Here is a 20,972-nt window from a genome sequence, read left to right on the forward strand (position 1 = left end):
GCCTGCACCAACCGCTCTCGACCAATCGGCGTCAAACGGGCATTCTTGTGGATGTTCATCCGGTCCTCCTTGGATCCCTGAAGCTTCGCAACCTCAGTCTCCTCGGTCCGGATCGGATGGACAACCTATTGAAAGCTCACATCTAGCTGCAGCCGCCGCAGGCCGCGTCGAGGCCGATCACCCGCTCGCGCGGGTCGCTCAACGGCATGCCGGGTTCGGACGGCACGGTCGGGATGGCGCGTAATTGCTCGATATAATCCGCCGGCAGGCCGTGCGAGACGGCGCCGGCGACGATATGCTCGAGATAGGCGTCGGTCGGCGGCTCCTGGATGCCCAGCAGCGCTCTCTTATATAAGAGAGCCCAATAGCTCACCCCGTTGGCATCGATCACCTCGGCCGGCCAATGAAAATACGGCCCGTTGCCGTCGAGCCGGACGTCGAGCCAGGAGTCGAGCCGCTCGCCGTCGTAGAACGACAGTTGGTAGACCACGCCCCAGAGGTCTTGGCCGGGGGCTTCGACGAAGGTTTCCTCGCCGCCGCCCCATTTGGCGGATTGGCCGTAGAAGCCGATGCGGTGGTTCGCCAGTCTTGCCACCGCGACCAGCGTCGGCGTGTAGCAGCGCAGCGCGATCTGCGCCGCGTTCATGTCCGAGCCGTAGACGAAGTAGAGGTGATGCGATTTCTTGCCAAACGCCAGCATGTCATCGTCCTTTTGCTCGTCGCTCTATTGCCGCCGGCCGATGCTGATGGTGAACTCGCGCCGGCCCTGGATCAGCGGTTCGGACACGGCGGCAAGCTGCAGCCGGTCCAATTCCTGCGCCAGCCAGCGCGGCTGGTGATCGCAGATCACGTCGAGCTTGTCGAAGCCGCCGGCGTTCAGGAACGGGATCAGCAACTGGCGCGAATTCAGCTCGGGGTGACTGTTCAGCACCGCGGAGAGGTGAAACCGGAAGTGCGCCTCCCCGACCTTGACCGGCGCGGTGTCGATCGCCTCCGCCGACACCGGCGCGGTCGCCGCAGCGCTCGGGCAGACCCCGCAGGCCTCCTTGGCGGCCGCGGCCGCGGCTCTGGCGGCTTCCGCCTCGCGCGCCGCCACCTCATCAAGCTTGGCCAGCGCCGGGCCCTCGCCCTCCCAATTGTGGAAACCCATGTCCTCGAGCAGCACGTTGTGGATGCCGCGCAAACGCTGGCCGATGAAGATGCCGCAATGCTCGAGATCGGCCAGCGCGCCCTTGAGCTGGCTCTTGAGGTGCGCGAGGCCGTGGTCGCGTTGCAGCGTCAGCGGGGTTTCGCTGATGCAGCTCCATTGTCCGTCAGCGCGCTCATAGACCCGGACTACGCCCGGCTCGAAGAAGCTGACCAGTTCGCCCGCGGCGTCGACGAAGGCTGCGATGCGCAGCCGGCCGTTCGGGGCCGGGGCGCGGCGGAGCGCGGAGGCTCCGCCGCAGGATGAGGAACAACCCGCCATCACATCACCACACGTTCAACAGCCATTCCTTGCTCTTCTTGTGCTCCATGTCGGCGAACAGCGCGTTGGCCATCTGCTCGGCGAGCCAGGTGGCGCCGCCATAGCCGACCACCGGGTGACGGTAGATGCCGGCGCGGTCGTAGGTCGGAAAGCCGACCCGCACCATCGGGATGTTGTAGTCGATCGAGATGAAGCGGCCCTTGGAGTGACCGAGGATCAGGTCGAGTTCGAGCCCCTCGTTCTTGATCCGGTTCTCCAGCTCCCAGAAGTCGGCGTTGGTGATGATCTCCATCGGATAGTCGACATTGTCCTGCAGCGCCTTGATGCGGGGATCGTTGACGTAGCCGGAATTGTCGTCGCCGAGCAGCAACAGCTGCGGCTTCATCTCGAGGTCGAGGCAGAATTCGGCGAGGCCGATCACGAGATCCGCGGCGCCGTAGATCGCCACCTTCTTGTCGGCCAGGAACATGTGCGCCACGTCGCTGATGGCGTCGAGCGCGATGCCGCGTTCCCTGACCAGGCTTTCCGGGATCGGCTTGCCGGTGACCTGCGAGAGTTTCTTCAACAGCGCGTCGGTGTTGCGGATGCCGATCGGCGTCGGTCCGATGGTCGACGGAATCTTGAACTTCTTCTCGAGATATTGCGCCGCCTTGCCGCCCTCGTAGCGGTTGAGCGCGAAGGTGTGGATCGCCGAGCCGGTGGCCTCGAGGTCGGCGATCGTGGTGTTGCCGTGCGGCACCGCGTCACCGTTCGGCATCAGCGGGCTGTCGAAAGCCTCGATCTCGAACAGCACGTTGGCTTCGACGCCGAGCGCGGAGACCAGGTGCTTCAGCTCCTTGACGTCGCCCGGATTGACCCAGCCGGTCAGCAGGTTGATCTTGTCGGACGGTTCACCCTTCTTGGCGAACTTCTTGACGAAGTCGCGCACCGCGACGTCATAGCCCGAAACCATCGAGCCGACGAAGCTCGGCGAGTGGATCGCCAGCAGATGCACCTCGCGGCCGGCATATTTCTCGGCGAGCAGGCCTTCTTCCAGCTTGGTGATCAAGCCGTCGACGTCGTCGCCGATCACTTCGGTCGAGCAGGTGGTGATGATCGGTACCACCTTGACATGCGGATAGCGCATCAGCAGCACGTCGACCGCGGTCTCGACGCGGTCGAGCGCGCCGAACACCGCGCCGTCCTCGTGCACCGAGGACGAGGCGATCTCGAAGCTTTCCTTGAGGTGCTGCGAGATCAACAGGCGGACGAACATCACGCAGCCCTGGCCGCCATGGACGATGCCGATGCAGTCCTTGATGCCGATCGAGGCGAACTGCGCGCCGGCCGGCTGGCAGGTGAAGATCGGGTTGATGGTGCCGACGCGGTCCTTGACTTTGACTTGGCAATTCATGGGAATCTCCTCAGTAGTTCTGGACCGTCAGCTCTTCATTGAGCGAGCCGTCGATGGTGAGCCAGTCGATGCGTGCGTGCAGCTTGCTGATCAGGGTGCGGATTTCGTCCTTGCCCATGTCGGCGAGCCAGCCGCAGCGCTCGGTGAAGTTGCGGGCCAGCAGCACCGCGTCGACCCAGTAGCACTTGTCGAGCGGGGTCGGATTCTCCACCTCCTCGCCGACCAACAGCTGCGCGGTCTTGCCGAGCACGCCGGCGTTCTGCTTGCGCCGGTCCCAACCGCGGGAGTTGAACTGCCACAGGCAGTTCTTCATGATGTAGTTTTCCAGCTCCGACACCTTTGCCTTGGTGTCGGCGTCGACGTCGGCAAGTGGGTCGTGGTCGTAGAGCTTGGGATAGTTCGCGCGCGCGACGTCTTTCTGCTTTTTGGTCTTGGCCATGGGGTCCTCCCTACTCGGCGGCTTCGGTGGCGCTGCGACGCGGGAACGCCGGATAGTCGGCGTCGGTCTTGGCGCGGATGGCGGCGATGGAGTCGAACTTGCCGGAATATCCGGTCATCGGCGACGCCTTGGCCTCGTCGGAGAGATTGGCGTCGGACAGCATGCGCCGCGTGGTGAAGCCCTTGTCGGTCGCATAGTCGTCCTTGGAGATGTCGATCGCCGACAGTTGATGCATCGGCGAGTACACCGCGTTGTAGATGTCGCGGGCGAAGCGCACCCAACCTTCGAAGCCCTTGTAGGGGCCGTTGTGATAGGCGTGAGCGTTGAGATAGGGCACCCGCATCTTCTTGGCGACCTCGCCCGGCCGCTTGCCGGTGAAGATCACGTCCGGCTTCAGCGTGCGCAGCGCTTCCTGGCCTTCGAGCTCGTTGGGATCGTCGATCGCCAGCGCGCCTTCGCCGCAGCGCGACACGCCCTTTTCCATGTCGCCCTGATGGCCGAACTTGGTGTAGACCGAGACCACCTTGACGCCCATTTCCTCCTGGATGGCGTTGGCCCAGTGCCACAGCTTGGAGCCGCCCGGCCACAGGCAGACCTTCTTGCCCTGCAGGCGTTCCTTGTACCAGGCGAGCTCGGGGCCCCACTTGGCGGTTTCCTCGGCGATGATCGCCTCGGCGCGGTCCTCGATGCCGAAGAACAGCCCGATCTTGCGCAACGAATCGCCGAGCGCCTTGTGGCCGAAACCGTCGATATCGAGCCGCGGGATGCCGTAGCGCACCCGCAATTCGTCGCAGATGTATTCGGCCGAGCGGGCGCATTCCAGCACGTTGAGATGCGCGCCGTGCATGGTGCGCAGATCGTCATAGGAGCCGTTGCCGGTGAAGGTCGACAGCACCTGAATGCCCATGCGCTTGAAGTAGTCGACCATCACCTCCTGGTCGCCCTGGATGTTGTATTCGCCGACATAGTTGATGACGTAGTCGCCGGTGATCTTCGGCTCGATGGTGCCGACCTTCTGGTTGATCCAGGCGATGTTGATCTTGTGATGGCCGCCGGACTGGCTGGGGCCGGCGAACCCCGGCGAGTTGCAGACGAAGATATCGACGTCGGGCAGCTCTTCCTTGACCTCGGCGGCGATAGCGTCGACGTCGTCGCCGATCAGCGCGGTGGCGCAGGTCTGGTAGATCGTCATCCGCTTGATATTGGGGAACGCCTTGAACGCCTCGAGGATGTTCTGCTTCAGCAGCTTCTCGGCGCCGAACACGATGTGCTTTTCCTTCACGTCGGAGGCGAAGGTATATTTCAGCTGGTAGTCATCGTTGTCGCTGATGTAGCGCTTGGTCTGCCAGGTGTCGTAGGTGCAGCCGACCGGACCGTGGCTGAGATGGATCACGTCCTTCATCGGCGTGCCGATCACGTGCTTGGCGCCGCAATAGGCGCAGCCGCGTTCCGAGATCGAGCCGGGGATGGTGTTGAGATATCCCTTCGGCAGGCAGGAGGTCAGGTCCTCCCCCGGTCCCTTGACGACCGCGTGCTCCTTGCGCTCGGGGATGCATTTGCTGACTTCGAACTCATGATAGGGCATGGGCCTCGCTCCATGGAAAGGGTTGGGGGGCCGCGCGCCGGGCTCGCCGGCGCGCGGTGGGGGCTCAGTCCATCAGACCGTATTTCACGACCATGGCTTCAAGTTCGTCCATCGCCAGCGGCTTCGGGATCACGAAGTCCTCGTTCTCGATGATCTTGCGGCCGAGTTCCTTGTATTCGTGCGCCTGGTTGGCGTCGGGCTGGAATTCGGTCACGGTCTTCTTGTTGAACTCGGCCTTCTGCACGATGTTGTCGCGCGGCACGAAGTGGATCATCTTGGTGCCGATCGCCTTGGTAAACTCGGCGAGGAATTCCTTTTCGCCGTCGACGTTGCGGCTGTTGCAGATGATGCCGCCGAGCCGCACGCCGCTCTGCTTGGCGTATTTGGTCAGGCCCTTGCAGATGTTGTTGGCGGCGTAGATCGCCATCATCTCGCCGGAGGCGACGATGTAGACTTCCTGCGCCTTGCCGTCGCGGATCGGCATCGCGAAGCCGCCGCAGACCACGTCGCCAAGCACGTCGAAGAACACGAAATCGAGATCCTCGGTGTAGGCTTCGTTCTCTTCCATCAGGTCGATGGCGGTGATGACGCCGCGGCCGGCGCAGCCGACGCCGGGCTCCGGACCGCCGGATTCGACGCAGCGGATGTCCTTGAAGCCGGTCTTCACCACCTTATCGAGCGTCACCTTCTCGGCACCCTCGACGCGCAGCGTGTCCATCACGGTCTGCTGCGGCAGGCCGCCGAGGATCAACCGGGTGGAGTCGGCCTTGGGGTCGCAGCCATGGATGAACACGTGCTTGTCGTGGAAATGCGCGAGCGCCGCCGCGGTGTTCTGGGTGGTGGTGGACTTGCCGATGCCGCCCTTGCCGTAAATCGCAATCTTGCGTGTCACTATGAAAACCCTCCGGGTTGGATCAGATGGATAGTTGTCGTTCGCCTCAAGGCGCGGTGCGGGCTCGGGCGAACGCTGCGAGCTCAGCATGGGTATTGCAGGCGGCGTGCCAGCCGCCCGCCGCCGGCGGAAATTGGCAAATTCCACGAAATTGCAGGGTTTCTGATCCGCGGCGCCGCGCCGTTTCGACCGCGATGTCATTTTCGCCAGGGATTTTTCACGTCCTGGTACGAAGTGGATCGAGCCCGCGACAGCCGCAGCCCGGTTCCCGCGAAAAATCTCGGCGCTATAGTCTTTCGTTTATGACGAGGGCCGGCGCCGCTGGCGTTTCCACGCGACGACGGCGCCCTTGGCGCGCTGCCGCGGCTTGATTAGAGTCGCGACAAAGCCGTTCCGGCTTTTGCGGAAACCAGCCGACGATGACGCGTTCAGACCGCACCCAGGCTTCGCGCAGGATGCAAGTCGACGCCGGCGCCGCCGGCCGGCGGCGCTGTGCCGGGCCGATCGCCGTCGCCGTGGCGGCGATCGCCGCGGTCGCGCAGCCCGGCTTCGCGGCCGAGGGACCGGACGCCCGCGGCGCCACCGTGACGGTGATCAGCGCCGGCAACAGTTGCTTTTCCGCGATCGTCGAGGTGTTCGGCGTGCTGATCCCGCGCGAGGAAGTGGCGGTGCGGCCGGACCGCCCGGGATTGAAGGTCGCCGATGTCCTGGTCGATCCCGGCGAGACTGTGACCGCGGGCCAGACGCTGGCAAAGCTGAGCGTGCCCGAGGGCGGCACTGCGCTGGTGCCGGCCCCGGTCGCCGGCGTGGTCAGCGCCGCGTCGGCGGTGATCGGCGCGGTGGCGTCGGCCAAGGGCGAGGCGCTGTTCAGCATCATCCCCCGCAACGAATTCGACCTGGTCGGTCAGGTGCCGGTGCGGCATCTGGCGGAGCTCGCGGTCGAGCAGCCCGCCACGGTCAAGATCGTCGGCGCCGGCGAGCTGGCGGGCAAGGTGCGCCGGGTGTCGGCGACGGTCGATCCCTCCAGCCAGCTCGGCCAGGTGTTCGTCAACGTCAGCGCGCCCAGGCGGCTGCTGGCGAATTCGTCCGGCCGGGCGATGATCAAGACCGGCGAAAGCTGCGGCGTGTCGGTGCCGCTCACCGCGGTGCTGTACGGCAGCGCCGGCACCGTGGTTCAGGTGGTGCGGCGGCAACTGATCGAGACCCGGCGGGTCGAGACCGGCTTGATGTCCGGCGGACAGATCGAGATCCGCGACGGGCTCGCCGCCGGCGACGTGGTGGTGGCGCGGGCCGGAGCGCTGCTGCGCGAGGGCGATCCGGTCAGGCCGGTGAACGCCAGCGAACTTAAGGTCAAATAGCTCGGTTCATTTCCCGGCTATTCGCCGGGACCTGCGGCCGAGGCTTCGGCCCGGCCGAATCCGACCTCGCCGCGCAGCGACGACGACAGCACCGGCACCTGCGCGCCCTCGGTGGCGCGCATCACTGCGGTTCTGGTGCTGGTGAAGGCGGCTTCGGCGCCGCCCGGCAAGGCCAGCGCCCTCAGCAATTCGGTCATCAGCACGCTGTTCGGCGCGCTGGAATCATCGGCGACCTTGCCGGGCGTTGCCGCCGACAGCGCCAGCGCATTGTCCGGCGGCTCGATCGGTGCCAGACCATGCGAGAAGCCGCGAAACCGGCGCTCATAGGGGTTGCGGCGCGACGCGTCGATCACCGCAAGCTTGACCTCGGCGCCCTGCTGCGCGATCGCCGCCAGCACGGCGTCGATGCTGACGCCGCTGCGGTGCACGTCGGCTTCCCTCCAGATCACGGCATCGACCGGGATCATGTAGCTCTCGCGGCCGGCCTGAATGCCGAAGCCGCCGAAATACAGCATCACCACCGCCTGCGGGGTGATCCGCGCCTTCAGCCGCGCGATCGCGCGATCGATGTCGTCGCGGCTGGCGTCTTCCACTACATCGACGTCGAAGCCGTCGCGGCGCAGCGTCGCAGTCAATGCTCGCGCGTCGTTGATCGGCTGCGGCAAAGGTGCGCCGGCGTCCGGATAGTGGCCATTGCCAATCACCAGCGCGAGCCGCGCGGGGGTGCCCCGGGCATCGGCCGGCTGGCCGGCTTCGACCGCGGGCGCGGCATGGAGCGGGCGCTTGTTCAGCGCGGCATGGGCGCCGAGACCCAACGGCACCAGCCCGAGCAGCGCGGCCGCGGCTATTATCGAGCGGCGCGAAATTCGAAATAACCCGAAATTCATGCAGTCTTTCCTTGGCGCCAGCAAGTAAGTCGCGGCAAACCGAAAATGGTTCTTTGGAATGGCCACGCAGTGCCGGGCAATCACGCCCGATTTGCGGCGCCGCAGCATAAAAACTATTATCGCGGCGCCGGCTTTACGGCCACCCTGACCACGGTGTGCTGGGCGGCCGGCGCCGGTTCCTTGGTGACATCGCGGTTTTGCTTGGCGTCGGCGAGGCAATACCAAACCGATTGGAACCGCCGCCCGCGACCGGCGCCGCCCGCCCGGAATTGTATTCCGCCGGGCTTCGTGCGATTTATCAACGACTTGCAGGCTTGTCGGGCCCGGCGGTGGCGCCGGCGCGACCTGCCAACTGACCGCTTGGACGTGCGCTCATGGATGTTCGCTATATGGCCGGCGCCTGTTATCGCGCGCTGACCGCCGCCAAGGACGGCCCGTCGCTGTACGACATTTGCGACCCGGTTTTCTTGCGGCAAAGCTGTGGCAACTCCCATCTGGCGACGTTCTACAAAACCGCGCTGAACAACCCCGCCTTGCGGCTCGTGCTGCGCCGCGCCGGGCTGCCGGAACTGCGCGACCCGGTCCGGCTTCGCGCCTTGCGCGACGCGCTGACCGCGGCCTGCGACCAGGACGACCCGGACTGGCGCGCGGTCGGCCAGCCGGTTGCCGATCTGGTCGATACGATCGAACTCGCTCACCCCAAGCCGAAGCGGGTGGCGGCGCCGCCGCATCTGCCGCGGCCCGCCGATGTCGACGCCGCGATCCGCGCCTGCGGCACCCACCTGCTGGACTCGTTCGACCGCAACGGCTTCATTCCGACCTACGCCGCCTTCAACCTGATCGGCGATCCGGACTGCCGCGGCCGCGAACTCTTGATGGCGCTGACCGGGCTGAATGCCCGCGGCTACAAGAACTCGACGCTGATGTTTAACCTGGCGCGGGTGTTCATCGCCCGCTCCGCGGTCGGCCGGCTGATCAACCCGCCCTGGAACGGAATCGCCGAGCCGATGTGGCAGCCGGTGCAGATCCGGCATCGCTCGGCCTATTACGACGCGTTCTACACCGAAGCGCTGCTCGCCTTCATCGCCACCGAGCTTGCGACCGGCGAGGAGAGCATCGCGGCGCGCGACGCCATCGACCAGATGGTAACGTTCTGCCTGACCACCAGCCGCGAGACCGTGCGCGGCCCGGACGGCGGCAGCGTCGACGTGGTCACCGCGCTGGCGCCGCTGCCGCATCCGCGCTTCAGCCGCTACTTCTGGCAGATCAAGCAGCGGCTCGGCTTCGACGTCTACGTGCCGGATTGCGACACCACCGCCTGTTCGATCTCGGTGGCGACCCAGGCCGGCTGCAACGATGCGATGTTGCAGCAGCCGCTGATCGACTTCTACGCCGGGCTGCAGGTGCGCGCCGGCGGCAACGCGCCGAAGGTCACCGTGCCGCTCAACGACCATATCGATTACGACGGCGGCGTCGTCACCTGGATTGACAGCCTGTCCGGCGCGCGGCCGTTCGGCAACGACCTCGACCCGACGCTCAGTCTCGACGTGCTGGAAGCCACGCTGCGCAACGCGGTGCGCTGGAAAGTGGTGGAGACCCCGAAGCGGCTGGAGACCGTGCAGCGGATCATCGGCTTCCATCGCCGGCTGATCGACAGCGGACAATTCACCGACCCGAAATCGCACATCTACTATCTGCCGGAACTGTATTGCGCCTATTTCGGCCGCTGCAGCGCCGCGCTGCGCGCGCTGCCGGAGCCGATGCAGCGCGCGATCGATCCCGATGCCGCGTTCGATGCGATGCGCAACATCGTGCTGGGCTATGTGCAGGACGAATTGATCGCCCGCGAGATCAACCCGTTCGACGCCGCACTGGCGCTGATCGCGCTCGGCCATCTCGGCGCCGAACCGGACAGCTTCAAGGCGCCGCTGAATTGCATTCTCGACGCGCTCGGCGAGGGGCCGCGCGGCGCGCCATTCAAGGCCTATGAGTGGAATAAGATGAAGACCCCGATCAGGATCCTGGTCGGCGGCCCGGAAGTCACGTCGGCCTTCGTGCTGATCGGGCTGGCGCTGGCGCGCCGCGCGCTGACGCCACATCCCGCGGCGTAGCGCACTTCCGCTTGGCACCTAAACCTCCCAAATGCCGTCGTCATTCCGGGGCGCGAGCACTTGCGAGCGAACCCGGAATCTCGCTGCGGATGCATGCGCCGGCCTGTTGCAAGATTCCGGGTTCGCTCGAGCTGTCGCTCTCGCGCCCCGGAATGACAGTGTGGGACTCTTGAAGCGCACACCCAAACTCGGAAGTGCTGAGGTATGACGCGTCTCGTGAATTTGACTTAATCCAGCAATCAATGCTGGCGCCGCGGCCCAACTCCCACCACAATCCGAGGTCGTGGTGACGCCCGCGTTGGAATGGCCGGTGATAATCATGATGACGAGATTCTGGGTTGCGATTGCGGCTGCGCTGCTGCTGTCGCCGGCGCTGGCTGAGGCCGCCGATGTCAGCGGCGTGCCGAAGATCCGCGACGGCGACCAGGTCACGATCGGTAGCACCCGGATCCGGCTGCGCGGCATCGACGCGCCGTCGCTCGACCAGCTTTGCCTCGACCCCAAGGGCGAGCGCTGGAGCTGCGGCGTCGCCGCGCATGACGAACTGGTCCGCCATGTCGGCGCCAAGTCGTGGACCTGCCAGGTGCAGCGCACCGACCGCTTCGGCCGCTCGGTGGCGCATTGCGAGGTCGACGGCGAGGACATCCAGAAATGGCTGGTGCATAGCGGCTGGGCGCTGGCTTACGAGCGCTACTCGCACGACTACGACCCCGACGAGAAAGTCGCGCGCGAAGCCAAGGCCGGGCTGTGGGCCGGCGCCTTCATCGCGCCGTGGGACTGGCGGGTCCGCAACAAGAATACCACCATCCTCGGCGCCACCAAGCCGCCGGAGACCGCCCGCGCCATCCTGCTGGCCTCGGCGTCGGGCCCGGTGGCGCCGTCGCCGGAGTGCACCATCAAGGGCAACGTCAACCGCTCCGGGCAATGCATCTATCACCGCCCGCAAAGCCGCTGGTACGCCAAGATCCAGATGCATGTCAGCAAGGGCACCCGCTGGTTCTGCACGGTCGAAGAGGCCGAAGCCGCCGGCTGTCGGGAAACCAGGCGGTAAGAGCGCTTGAAGCTTCGACGGAGGGTCTCTCTGGGATCTCCCGATCTGTCCCTTCTGGGCACCCCCACCCCCGACCCCTCCCCGCAAGGGGGAGGGGAGCCGCTCAGCATTCGTGGCAATGGCAACGCCTATATCTCGCGCCGAGAGAGCGCCGGACGATCCGATCGTGCTTGAAGAATCCACGATGAACGTCGCTATCACTATTATTGCCTCTATCGCGTTGAATTAGGACGTCATCGCTTCACCGGAACGAGGCGGCACTCCCCTCCCCCTTGCGGGGAGGGGGCGTGGGGGTCCACGACATCGATAGTCAAAATCCGCGACGACACATCCACAATCAAGAATGACTGTGGTTAACTACCCGCATGAGCGAACCGCAGAAACAGTTCGCCGCTCGAATGCGCGCGCAGCCGACCGACGCCGAGCGGGTGCTGTAGCATCGGCTGCGCCGCGACATCGCGCTGCACGGCTCGCACTTCCGCCGCCAGGCCAGCATCGGACCGTTCATCGTCGACTTCGTCAGCCGGCGGCTGAAGCTGGTGATCGAACTGGACGGCGGACAGCACGACTGGCAGCGCGCCGCCGACGCACGGCGCAGCCGGCTGATCGAGGCGCGGCTACCGCGTGCTGCGATTCTGGAACAACGAGGTGCTCGGCAATCTCGACGGCGTGCTGCAGGCGATCGAAAGCGCGGTGTCGCGTTGCGGACAGCCGGAGCCGCCGTGCCCGAGGGCCCCCACCCCCGACCCCTCCCCGCAAGAGGGAGGGGAGCCGTCCGTATGCACGGCAACGCCCCGATCTGGCGCGGCCAAATATAAATAATATCGCGCCGAAGCGGCATGCCGGCGCGACCTCGCGACGAGGGGTACTCCCCTCCCCCTTGCGGGGAGGGGTCGGGGGTGGGGGTCCACGACATCGATAGTCGAGATTCGCGATGCCGAATCCGCAAGCAAGACCACATCCGGTCAAACATCTTTGACCGCATGGCTGCGCGCGGACGCCGGATTGGCTTGAATTCGCCGGCGCGGCGCGGCATCCATCGGGCGCCGCCGCGTCGCCCGCGAGTCGCCGCTCTCAGTCACCCTCGCTTTCAGCCCAAGGACAACATCATGGTCGTTCGCGCCGGACGGGAATTTCTGGCGATTCCCGGCCCCACCACAATGCCCGACGCGGTGCTGCAGGCGATGCATCGCCCGGCGCTCGACATCTATTCCGACGAGATGGTCGCGCTTACCGACGGCATCCTGCGCGATCTCGGCCGGCTGTTTGCCACCGAAGGCCATTGCTACATCTACATCGCCAACGGCCACGGCGCCTGGGAGGCCGCGCTCAGCAACGTGCTGTCGCGCGGCGACAAGATCCTGGTGCTGGAAAGCGGGCGGTTTGCGACCGGCTGGGGCGACACCGCGACCGGGATGGGCATCGAGGCTGAAATCCTCAAAGGCGACTGGCGCCGCGCGGTGCGCCCAGCCGAACTCGAGGCCCGGCTGCGGCAGGACACCGAGCATCGGATCAAGGCGATCCTGGTGGTGCAGATCGACACCGCCTCCGGCGTGGTCAACGACATCCCGGCATTGCGCGCTGCGATCACCGCCGCGGGCCATCCCGCGCTGTTGATGGTCGACACCGTGGCGTCATTGGGCTGCGTGCCGTTCGAGATGGACGCCTGGGGCGTCGATCTGGCGATGGCCAGTTCACAGAAGGGACTGATGACGCCGCCCGGGCTGTCGTTCGTCGCCGCCGGGCCGCGCGCCCGCGCGCTGCACAACAGCGCCGGCTTGCGCTCGCCCTATTGGGACTGGACGCTGCGCGAAGGCCCCGAGCACTACATGAAATATGCCGGCACCGCGCCGGTGCATCTGTTGTTCGCGCTGCGCCAGGCCTTCGACATGCTGTTCGAGGAGACGCTGGACGGCTCCTACCTGCGCCACCGGCTGCTGGCCGAGGCGGTGCGCCGCGCGGTCTCCGGCTGGGCGCTGGGCGGCGCGATCGATTTCAATATCGCTGCGCCGCAGGAACGCTCCGACACCGTCACCACGGTGCTGATCGAGGGCGCCGATCCCTTGGCGCTCGGGCGCTACTGCAAGGAGAAGTGCGGCGTGGTGCTGGGGCTCGGGATCGGCGACCTTGCCGGCCGCGCCTTCCGCATCGCCCACATGGGCCACGTCAACGCGCCGATGATGTTGGGTACGCTCGGCGTCATCGAGATGGCGCTACGGGCGCTCAAGATCCCGCACGGCCACGGCACCGAAGCCGCGATCGATTATTTAGGCGATAGCGTGGGAGTGTGAGGGGGGCTGCTCGGGCGGCGGCCCAACGCTCGGCATTGGCACCACCGGCGCTGACGATCGGCAGGAGCACACGTCGCCGCGCGGACTCCCCTCCCCCTTGCGGGGAGGGGTTGGGGGTGGGGGTCAACGAGAGAGGAATTAGTTAGAAAGACAGTCAGGCTGGTCGCAAAATCCTGACGAGAGAACGGCGTCTTAACCGTATCCGCATCGTCACGACAGTCAGCGAATCGCGCCCCCCCACCCCCGACCCCTCCCCGCAAGGGGGAGGGGAGCGATGGAGCACCGCCTCGCGCCAACTGAACTGCCACCACGCTGAGCTGCCGTGAGGTCTTGCTAACCGGCGGACTAACTCGCCGGAGCAACCGCTAGGCGGACTATCCCCACGGGCCGCGGCTGCGCGGCGCGCCGCTCCACGGTCCGCGCGGCGCGGCGGCGGCGCGCGGCGCCATCCGCGGCGCAGCGAGGCCGAGCGTGGCGGCAAGCTGCGTCAGCGCCGCGATGCGGTTTTCGGTCGAGGGATGGGTGGCGAACAGATTGTCCATGCCCTGCCCGGTCAACGGATTGATGATGAACATATGCGCGGTGGCCGGCGCCCGTTCGGCCTCGTCGTTCGGCACCTGATGCGCGGCGTTGTCGATCTTGGCCAGCGCCGAGGCCAGCCAGCACGGCTCGCCGCAGATCCGCGCGCCGAGATCGTCGGCGGCGTATTCGCGGCTGCGGCTGATCGCCATCTGGACCAGCATCGCCGCCAAGGGCGCCACGATCATCATCACGATCGAGCCGATGACGCCGAGCCCGTTGTTGTTGTCGCGGTTGCCGCCGAAGAACATGCCGAACTGCGCCAGCATCGAGATCGCGCCGGCGATCGTCGCGGTGACGGTCATCAGCAGCGTGTCGTGGTTCTTCACATGCGCGAGCTCATGCGCGATCACGCCGGCGAGTTCTTCGCGGGAAAGCGATTGCACAAGGCCGGTGGTCACCGCGACCGCGGCGTTCTCCGGATTGCGGCCGGTGGCAAAGGCGTTGGGCTGCGGATTGTCCATGATGAACACCCGCGGCATCGGCAATTGCGCGTTGGTGGCAAGGTCGGCGACCAGCCGCAGCAGATCCGGCGCGCTGCGCGCATCGACCTCCTGGGCGCCGTACATCGACAGCACCATCTTGTCCGAGTTCCAATAGGCGAAGATGTTGGTGGCCGCGGCGACCAATAGCGCGATCACGGCGCCCGAGGCGCCGCCGATCAGATAGCCGACGCCCGTGAACAGCGCGGTCAGCCCGGCCAGCAGAATTGCGGTCTTAAAGTAGCTCATCGTCCTCTCCTGCAGCGCGCGTGTTTGCGCTCGGCGCCGCCCGCCACAGGTGGGGATCGGCCAAGTTGTCCTCAAGACGCCGCGCTGCGGCAGCGCGTCGCGGGCGCGGGCGGCCGACCGGCGCGCGTGATCATCCCGCGCTGCAACCGCCTTGCAAAAGCCGCCGGAACGCGACAGTTTCACACCAAAGCGCAGCAGCCGGCTTTGCGGCAACGACCGCGCCCGGCAAACAACCGAGCCAGGAAACGCCGAGGGTCCCGCGATGTCGCTCCAGATGGCCGACGGCCGTGCATCGATGGCGCCGAAGCGCGGCGCGCTTAATCACATTCCCGGCGACGAGGGCTGGCCGATCCTCGGCCGCACCCTGCAGGTGCTGGCCGACCCCAAGGGCGAGGTCGAGCGGATGGCGGCGAAATACGGCCCGGCCTATCGCAGCCGGGTGCTCGGCGAGACCAGCATCACCCTGCTCGGCCCAGAGGCCAACGAGCTGGTGCTGTTCGACCAGGCCAAGAATTTTTCCTCGACCCATGGCTGGGGGCCGATCCTCGGCCTGTTGTTTCCGCGCGGGTTGATGATGCTGGATTTCGACGAGCACCGGCTGCACCGCCGCGCGCTGTCGGTGGCGTTCAAGGCCGGGCCGATGCAGTCCTATCTCGCGGCGCTCGATTCCGGCATCGCGGCGCGGGTGGCGCAGTGGCGCAGCGAACCCGGCGAACGGCTGTTCTATCCGGCGATGAAGCAGCTCACGCTCGATCTTGCCGCCACCTCGTTTCTCGGCGCCGAGATCGGGCCGCAGGTCGACGCCGTCACCCGCGCCTTTGTCGACATGGTGGCGGCCTCGGTGGCGCCGATCCGCAAGCCATGGCCCGGCACCGCGATGGCCAAGGGGGTGCGCGGCCGGCAGCGCATCGTGGCGTATTTCTCCGAGCAGATCCCGATCCGCCGCGCCAAGGGCGGCGAGGATCTGTTCTCGCAACTGTGTCAGGCCACCCATGAGGACGGCGCGCTGTTGTCAACGCAGGACATCATCGATCACATGAGCTTTCTGATGATGGCGGCGCACGACACGCTGACCTCGTCCTTGACCTCGTTCGTGGCGCTGCTCGCCGCACATCCCGATTGGCAGGAGAAGCTGCGCGAGGAGGTCGAAGCGCTCGGCGTGCCGGCCGGCCAAACGCTGACATTCGACCGTCTGGAAGCGATGCCGCTCACCGAAATGGCGTTCAAGGAGGCGATGCGGCTGAAGCCGCCGGTGCCGTCGATCCCGCGCCGCGCGCTGCGCGCGTTCAGCTTCCGCGGCTACGCGATTCCGGCCGGCACGCTGGTCGCGGTCAATCCGCTGTTCAGCCACCACATGCCGCAGATCTGGCCCGATCCCGACCGCTTCGATCCGATGCGTTTCACCGACGACGCGCAGAAGGCGCGGCATCGCTTCGCCTATGTGCCGTTCGGCGGCGGCGCGCATATGTGCCTCGGGCTGAACTTCGCCTATATGCAGGCGAAATGTTTTACCCGGCATTTCTTGCAAGGCCTCGAGGTGTCCTTGGCGCCGAACTACGCGCCGGACTGGCAGATGTGGCCGATCCCGAAGCCGAAGGACGGCCTCAAGGTGACGCTGACGCCGCGGCGCGGCTAGTTGGTCAGGCAGGCCGGCGCTGAAGGCTGCCCCGACTTCAAGGAAGCGAGTCTGCCGTCTGGGTACCCCCAACCCCCGACCCCTCCCCGCAAGGGGGAGGGGAGCAGAGCGGCGGCGACGCACCCCAAAAGGGGCGCGACGCAAAACCGTGACGCAGATATGCACTACGTGACGCAGATATGCAGACGTCGCTCTGCTGTGCATCAGCACGGGATAACGCTTCCAGCACGACGCGAGGCTGCCTCGCATCTCCCCTCCCCCTTGCGGGGAGGGGTCGGGGGTGGGGGTCCACACAACGGGCCTCACCCTTGTCGCGAGCTATCAGTTCGGCAACCGAGCAACACCCGCGCTCGCCCAGCCCTCCCGCGCGCTCTCCGACACTCACTCCGCCGGCTCCGCCAGCCCGACGACGTCGATGCCGTCGGCGCGGCCGCGGATCGGCAAGCGGCCGAGATCGCGCAGCGCAACCGGCGGCGGCCCGTCGAAGCGTTGCAAGGCGGCGCGCGAGGCGAGAAAGCCGCCGGCGATGTCGCGGCTGGATTGCTCGAGCCGCGCCGCGATATTCATCACGTCGCCGTTGAACACGATGGCGCGCTTGATGTCGCCGATCTCGCCGACGATCACGGTGCCGAAATGCAGGCTGCCGCGGATCTGCGGCGCGGCGCCGAACTCGCGCGCAAACTGCGGCGCGGCGCGCGACAGCGCCTCGCGCATCGCCAGAAAGCAGCGCAGCGGCCGCGCGTCGATCGCGCCGCTGCGCTCGGGCCAGGTCACGATCACCTCGTCGCCGACATAATGCAGCACCTCGCCGCGAAAATCCGCGACCTGCAGCGTCAACAGCCGGAAGGTGGCGTCGAGGAAGCGGTGGATCTTGACGCCGCCGAGCCGCTCGGCGAGGCCGGTCGAGCCGGCGATGTCGACGAACAGCACGAAGCGGTTCTCCGCGACCGGCGAATGATAGCGCCCGGTGATGAAGTTCGAGAGCGCTCGGGTGCCGATCAGGTTGGCGATCGCCAGCAGCAGATTCATCGCGATCGAGAACAGCCCGGAATAGATCGTCGCGCTCCAGAACGAGGCGCGCTGCGGGTCCACCGGCATGCCGACCAGCACCGCGCCCAATTCGTAGTACTGGATCGGGATGATGATCGCGGCATAGATCGCGCTGCGCACCAGCACGTTGAGGGTGAACGGCAGCCGCCCCAGCCGCTCGCGCAACGCGCCGTTGGCGACGAACAGTTCGAACACCGCGATAGCGCAGCTGATCAACAGGCCATAGGCGATCCCGGCGCGCAGTTCGCCGGCCGAGGTGTGGCCGCGCGCGCTCACGAACGCCAGGCCGCCGACCAGGCCGCCGGTGAGCATGATCGCGAGCATCCGGATCTTCAGTTCAAGCCGCGCGTTCATCGCTCGCTCGCTGCGCCGCGCGCCGTGCGCGACCCATCTGACCTATCCCGCGGCCTGGTCGAACGCCTGCTTCAGCGCCACCAGTCCCTGTTGCTGCTGGCTCCAATTGCGGCCGCCGGTGATCGCGCCGTCGATCACCAGGTCATGGCCATTGATGAAGCCGGATTCGTCGCTGGCGAGAAACACCGCGGCATAGGCGATGTCGTCGGGCAATCCGGCGCGCGGGATCGGCTGCGCGGTCTTGTAGACCTCGCGCATCGTCGCGGCGGTCTGCTCCGCCGCCTCGACCGACAGCCCCAGCGCCTTGCCGAAGATCCCGGTGGCGATCGCGCCCGGCGAAATGCTGTTGACCCGGATGCCGGCCTCGCCGAGCTCCATCGCCACGCATCTGGTGAGATGAATCACCGCAGCCTTGGCCGCGCCATAGACCAGCGACGAGGAGAAGCCGGCGAGCCGGCCGGCGATCGAGCCGTTGTTGATGATGCTGCCGGAGCCCTGCCGGCGCATCACCGGGGCGGCGTGCTTCATGCCGAGCATCACGCTGCGCAGCAGCGTGGCCAAGGCGGCGTCGAACCGCGCCACGTCGAGGCCTTCGATGCCGCCGGTCTGCGCCGGGCCGCCGGCATTGTTGAATAGGCAGTCGAGCCGGCCGAACCGCGTCACCGCTTCCGCGATCAGCGCCCGCATCTGATCCTCGTCGGTGACGTCGGTCTGCCGGAACCGGCAGGCTTCGCCGAGCCGGGCGGCGAGCGTCTCGCCTTCGGCGGCGCGGCGCCCGGCGATTACCAGCTTGGCGCCTTCGGCGACGAATATCTCCGCGGTGCGCAGCCCGATGCCGCTGGTCGCGCCGGTAATCACCGCGACCTTGCCGTCCAGCCGTCCCATCTGTCTCTCCCCACTGTGATGCGCGCCGCATTGCGCAGCGCCGTTGAGACTCTGTTAATGACAATCGGCGCCGGCGCAACGCCAATTGCGACGCCGGCGCGGGATCTCGCCGTTTTGCAAGGCGACTTAACTAAAATTACAACCCAGCTTGCGAAGCTGCCGCATCATGTCAAGGGCAGCCTCCCGCATGGCGTTCTCCGGTCCCCCCGACATCACCCGCGAGCTTGCGCTGCTGCGCCCGCATGGACCCGGCGGCGACGCGCCCGGCGCCGAACTCGCAGCGCTGCGGGATATTATCCGCGTGCTGCCCGGCGCGGTCACGCTGCAGGATGCGCAGGGCCGCTTTCTGCTGGTCAACGACGCGGCCGCGGCGCAATTCGGCGTCCCCGCAGCGCAGCTGCTGGACTGCCCGCCGACCGCCGCCTTGCCGAGCGAAGCGCTGAACCAGCGCCGCGCCGTCGGCAGGACGCTATTGGCCAGCGGCGAGGGCCTGGTCTGCGAGGAACAGGTCGGCTGCGGCCGCAGCCTGCGGATTTTCCGCACCGCGCATCGGCCGGTCGAGATCGCCGGCGCCAGCCTGCTGCTGTCGAACTCGGCCGACATCACCGATCAGAAGCAGCTCGAGCAGGCGCTGTTCGAGCGGGCCTATTTCGACGAACTCACCGGGCTGCCGATCCGCAGCGTGATCGAGAGTCGCGCCAACGCGCTGTTGCAGGACCATCCCGACCGCCGCTTCGCGCTCGCCTTCCTCGACATCGACAATTTCAAGCACATCAACGACTATTACGGCCACAGCATCGGCGACGCGCTGTTGATAGAGGTCGCCAGGCGGCTCGGGCTGGAGCTGCGCGGCTCCGACACGCTGTCGCGGATCAGCGGCGACGAATTCCTGATCCTGCTCAACCCGATCGAGAGCCAGAGCGAGGTCAACGACGATATCGCGTTCCTGCAGCAGCGGCTGCGCGCGCCGTTCTACATCGACGGTTCGGAAATCTTCGCCTCGGCTTCGATCGGCATCAGCCTGTATCCGGAGCACGGCCGCAGCTTCGAGACGCTGCGGCAGAACGCCGACGTCGCGATGTATCAGGTCAAGAACGCCACCAAGGGCGGCGCCGCGGTATTCGACGTCGCGATGGAGCGCGAGGCCTTGGCGCGGATGAAGGTCGAGCAATCGCTGCGGCTGGCGATCCTCGACAAGCGGTTCTGCTGCGCGTTCCAACCGAAGGTCGATATCCGCAGCCGCGAGGTCAAGGGCATCGAGGCGCTGGTCCGGCTGCGCGACGACAACGGCGTGATCCAGGCGCCGGGCACCTTCGTCGACCTCGCGGTCGAGCTCGGACTGATCGACGAACTCACCCATCTGGTGTTGTCCGAGATCATGAAGTCGATCGACCTTATCAACGACAATTTCGGCGCCTCCGTCAGCATCAGCATCAACGTCGCCGCCAAGCAGGCCGGCAATCCGAAATTCATGCGCTCGTTCAGCGAGGCGCTGGAGGCGACCGGCTGTCCGGAGCGCTTCATCGTCGAAGTCACCGAAGACGCCTTCGTCGCCAAATCGCATTTCCAGTCCGAGATCCTGCCGATGCTGCGCCGGCTCGGGGTCGGCATCTCGATCGACGATTTCGGCATCGGCTATTCGTCGCTGTCGGCGCTCGCCGATATCACCGCCGACGAGATCAAGATCGACCGCTCCTTCATCACCGACATCCACAAGCGGCCGCGCAGCCAGGGCATCCTCAAGGCGATCGAAACATTGAGCGAGGCGCTGGGCATGACGGTGATCGCCGAAGGCCTCGAAACCTTCGAGGAATTGGCCTATCTGCAGACCGCGACCAGGATCCGCTACGCGCAGGGCTATTACTTCTCGCGGCCGATCTTCCTGGAAGACCTGAAGCCGACGCTGCCGATCAGCCGCGAGGGCCGAAAGCCTCAGCCGGCGCGGCTGCCCGAGCAGGCCCGCCCGAGCGCGCCGCGAAGCAGCGGGCAGCGCCGCTAAGTACGACTCCGGGCGACCGCTTGGCATCGCGGCTCGACCCGTCGGATGGGTTGGCGCGCATGCAAAGCGCCGTGCGACACGCAAGGCGCCGTGCTACACGCAAAGCACCGTGCTGCACGCAAAGCGCCGTCATCCTTGTAACTTAAATTCTGCTGGGCGAGGCGGTAGGCTGTCTCGCGCGGTGGCGGACGAGAGACCGGGTCATCCGAGGGCTTTGAAGCCCGAACCTCAGCTTGGGCCTTCGTCCGTCGTTCCATCGAACC

At 66.4% G+C, this 20,972-nt stretch carries 17 protein-coding genes and 1 pseudogene; 7 read left to right on the forward strand and 11 right to left on the reverse strand.

What is annotated here, in order from left to right:
• Window positions 1-142: 142 nt before the first annotated feature.
• The 6 genes from VGC77_RS17410 to nifH all read right to left on the reverse strand — a co-directional run bounded on the left by VGC77_RS17410 (window position 143) and on the right by nifH (window position 5,777).
• Window positions 143-700 carry a gamma-glutamylcyclotransferase gene (locus VGC77_RS17410; protein ID WP_331172826.1) on the reverse strand — a complete coding sequence of 186 codons (558 nt, stop codon included), beginning with the start codon at window positions 698-700 and terminating at the stop codon, window positions 143-145.
• A 24-nt stretch (window positions 701-724) separates the two neighbouring features.
• Window positions 725-1,468: a Fe-only nitrogenase accessory protein AnfO gene (gene anfO, locus VGC77_RS17415; RefSeq protein WP_331172827.1), complete on the reverse strand. Its 744-nt coding sequence runs from the start codon at window positions 1,466-1,468 to the stop codon at window positions 725-727.
• A gap of 4 nt (window positions 1,469-1,472) precedes the next feature.
• Complete coding sequence (gene anfK / locus VGC77_RS17420; protein WP_331172828.1) at window positions 1,473-2,861, reverse strand: Fe-only nitrogenase subunit beta; 1,389 nt, start codon at window positions 2,859-2,861, stop codon at window positions 1,473-1,475.
• Between the two features lie 10 nt (window positions 2,862-2,871).
• Window positions 2,872-3,300 (reverse strand): Fe-only nitrogenase subunit delta, encoded by a 429-nt coding sequence (anfG, locus tag VGC77_RS17425; RefSeq protein WP_331172829.1) that lies wholly within the window; start codon window positions 3,298-3,300, stop codon window positions 2,872-2,874.
• Between the two features lie 10 nt (window positions 3,301-3,310).
• Window positions 3,311-4,885 carry a nitrogenase iron-iron protein, alpha chain gene (gene anfD, locus VGC77_RS17430; RefSeq protein ID WP_331172830.1) on the reverse strand — a complete coding sequence of 525 codons (1,575 nt, stop codon included), beginning with the start codon at window positions 4,883-4,885 and terminating at the stop codon, window positions 3,311-3,313.
• Window positions 4,886-4,949: 64 nt separating this feature from the next.
• Window positions 4,950-5,777: a nitrogenase iron protein gene (nifH, locus tag VGC77_RS17435; RefSeq protein ID WP_331172831.1), complete on the reverse strand. Its 828-nt coding sequence runs from the start codon at window positions 5,775-5,777 to the stop codon at window positions 4,950-4,952.
• Window positions 5,778-6,232: 455 nt separating this feature from the next.
• On the opposite strand from nifH, the gene VGC77_RS17440 reads away from it, so the two are divergent.
• Entirely contained in the window at window positions 6,233-7,135 is a 903-nt protein-coding gene (locus VGC77_RS17440) for an efflux RND transporter periplasmic adaptor subunit (protein WP_414709692.1), read from the forward strand.
• Window positions 7,136-7,152: 17 nt separating this feature from the next.
• Here the strand turns inward: VGC77_RS17440 and VGC77_RS17445 are convergent, their stop codons facing one another.
• Window positions 7,153-8,022, reverse strand: coding sequence for a caspase family protein (locus VGC77_RS17445; RefSeq protein ID WP_331172833.1), 870 nt, complete (start codon window positions 8,020-8,022; stop codon window positions 7,153-7,155).
• A gap of 374 nt (window positions 8,023-8,396) precedes the next feature.
• On the opposite strand from VGC77_RS17445, the gene VGC77_RS17450 reads away from it, so the two are divergent.
• Window positions 8,397-10,133, forward strand: coding sequence for a hypothetical protein (locus VGC77_RS17450; RefSeq protein ID WP_331172834.1), 1,737 nt, complete (start codon window positions 8,397-8,399; stop codon window positions 10,131-10,133).
• 319 nt (window positions 10,134-10,452) lie between these two features.
• The gene (locus VGC77_RS17455; RefSeq protein ID WP_331172835.1) at window positions 10,453-11,184 is read left to right on the forward strand and encodes a thermonuclease family protein; all 732 of its coding nucleotides are present in this window, start codon (window positions 10,453-10,455) and stop codon (window positions 11,182-11,184) included.
• A 353-nt stretch (window positions 11,185-11,537) separates the two neighbouring features.
• Here the strand turns inward: VGC77_RS17455 and VGC77_RS17460 are convergent, their stop codons facing one another.
• Complete coding sequence (locus VGC77_RS17460) at window positions 11,538-11,750, reverse strand: hypothetical protein (protein WP_331172842.1); 213 nt, start codon at window positions 11,748-11,750, stop codon at window positions 11,538-11,540.
• Between VGC77_RS17460 and VGC77_RS17465 the strand changes: the two are divergent.
• Window positions 11,691-12,006, forward strand: a pseudogene (locus tag VGC77_RS17465) (endonuclease domain-containing protein). The gene VGC77_RS17460 and the pseudogene VGC77_RS17465 overlap by 60 nt on opposite strands.
• A 287-nt stretch (window positions 12,007-12,293) precedes the next feature.
• A complete protein-coding gene (locus VGC77_RS17470) occupies window positions 12,294-13,475 on the forward strand; it encodes a pyridoxal-phosphate-dependent aminotransferase family protein (protein WP_331172836.1) in 1,182 nt (393 codons plus the stop codon).
• A gap of 374 nt (window positions 13,476-13,849) precedes the next feature.
• On the opposite strand, the gene htpX is transcribed toward VGC77_RS17470, so the two are convergent.
• Window positions 13,850-14,785, reverse strand: coding sequence for a zinc metalloprotease HtpX (gene htpX, locus VGC77_RS17475; RefSeq protein WP_331172837.1), 936 nt, complete (start codon window positions 14,783-14,785; stop codon window positions 13,850-13,852).
• 262 nt (window positions 14,786-15,047) lie between these two features.
• Between htpX and VGC77_RS17480 the strand changes: the two genes are divergently transcribed.
• On the forward strand, window positions 15,048-16,421 hold the full coding sequence (locus tag VGC77_RS17480) for a cytochrome P450 (protein ID WP_331172838.1): 1,374 nt from the start codon (window positions 15,048-15,050) through the stop codon (window positions 16,419-16,421).
• Window positions 16,422-16,802: 381 nt separating this feature from the next.
• Here the strand turns inward: VGC77_RS17480 and VGC77_RS17485 are convergent, their stop codons facing one another.
• Both VGC77_RS17485 and VGC77_RS17490 read right to left on the reverse strand, forming a co-directional pair.
• Entirely contained in the window at window positions 16,803-17,825 is a 1,023-nt protein-coding gene (locus VGC77_RS17485) for an adenylate/guanylate cyclase domain-containing protein (RefSeq protein WP_331172839.1), read from the reverse strand.
• 42 nt (window positions 17,826-17,867) lie between these two features.
• The gene (locus VGC77_RS17490) at window positions 17,868-18,710 is read right to left on the reverse strand and encodes an SDR family NAD(P)-dependent oxidoreductase (protein WP_331172840.1); all 843 of its coding nucleotides are present in this window, start codon (window positions 18,708-18,710) and stop codon (window positions 17,868-17,870) included.
• Between the two features lie 166 nt (window positions 18,711-18,876).
• On the opposite strand from VGC77_RS17490, the gene VGC77_RS17495 reads away from it, so the two are divergent.
• Window positions 18,877-20,709 (forward strand): putative bifunctional diguanylate cyclase/phosphodiesterase, encoded by a 1,833-nt coding sequence (locus tag VGC77_RS17495; protein WP_331172841.1) that lies wholly within the window; start codon window positions 18,877-18,879, stop codon window positions 20,707-20,709.
• The last annotated feature ends 263 nt before the right edge of the window (window positions 20,710-20,972 follow it).

Origin of the sequence: Rhodopseudomonas sp. (genome assembly GCF_036404135.1) — a bacterium.
Lineage (GTDB): Bacteria > Pseudomonadota > Alphaproteobacteria > Rhizobiales > Xanthobacteraceae > Rhodopseudomonas_A.

Bases quoted from the DNA above. Each gene is read 5' to 3' on its own strand.
- anfO (WP_331172827.1), bottom strand. From the start codon at position 1,468: ATGGCGGGTTGTTCCTCATCCTGCGGCGGAGCCTCCGCGCTCCGCCGC.
- VGC77_RS17410 (WP_331172826.1), bottom strand. From the start codon at position 700: ATGCTGGCGTTTGGCAAGAAATCGCATCACCTCTACTTCGTCTACGGC.
- anfG (WP_331172829.1), bottom strand. From the start codon at position 3,300: ATGGCCAAGACCAAAAAGCAGAAAGACGTCGCGCGCGCGAACTATCCC.
- VGC77_RS17455 (WP_331172835.1), top strand. From the start codon at position 10,453: ATGATGACGAGATTCTGGGTTGCGATTGCGGCTGCGCTGCTGCTGTCG.
- VGC77_RS17440 (WP_414709692.1), top strand. From the start codon at position 6,233: ATGCAAGTCGACGCCGGCGCCGCCGGCCGGCGGCGCTGTGCCGGGCCG.
- VGC77_RS17450 (WP_331172834.1), top strand. From the start codon at position 8,397: ATGGATGTTCGCTATATGGCCGGCGCCTGTTATCGCGCGCTGACCGCC.
- VGC77_RS17470 (WP_331172836.1), top strand. From the start codon at position 12,294: ATGGTCGTTCGCGCCGGACGGGAATTTCTGGCGATTCCCGGCCCCACC.
- VGC77_RS17485 (WP_331172839.1), bottom strand. From the start codon at position 17,825: ATGAACGCGCGGCTTGAACTGAAGATCCGGATGCTCGCGATCATGCTC.
- anfK (WP_331172828.1), bottom strand. From the start codon at position 2,861: ATGAATTGCCAAGTCAAAGTCAAGGACCGCGTCGGCACCATCAACCCG.
- VGC77_RS17480 (WP_331172838.1), top strand. From the start codon at position 15,048: ATGTCGCTCCAGATGGCCGACGGCCGTGCATCGATGGCGCCGAAGCGC.
- anfD (WP_331172830.1), bottom strand. From the start codon at position 4,885: ATGCCCTATCATGAGTTCGAAGTCAGCAAATGCATCCCCGAGCGCAAG.
- VGC77_RS17495 (WP_331172841.1), top strand. From the start codon at position 18,877: ATGTCAAGGGCAGCCTCCCGCATGGCGTTCTCCGGTCCCCCCGACATC.
- htpX (WP_331172837.1), bottom strand. From the start codon at position 14,785: ATGAGCTACTTTAAGACCGCAATTCTGCTGGCCGGGCTGACCGCGCTG.
- VGC77_RS17445 (WP_331172833.1), bottom strand. From the start codon at position 8,022: ATGAATTTCGGGTTATTTCGAATTTCGCGCCGCTCGATAATAGCCGCG.
- VGC77_RS17490 (WP_331172840.1), bottom strand. From the start codon at position 18,710: ATGGGACGGCTGGACGGCAAGGTCGCGGTGATTACCGGCGCGACCAGC.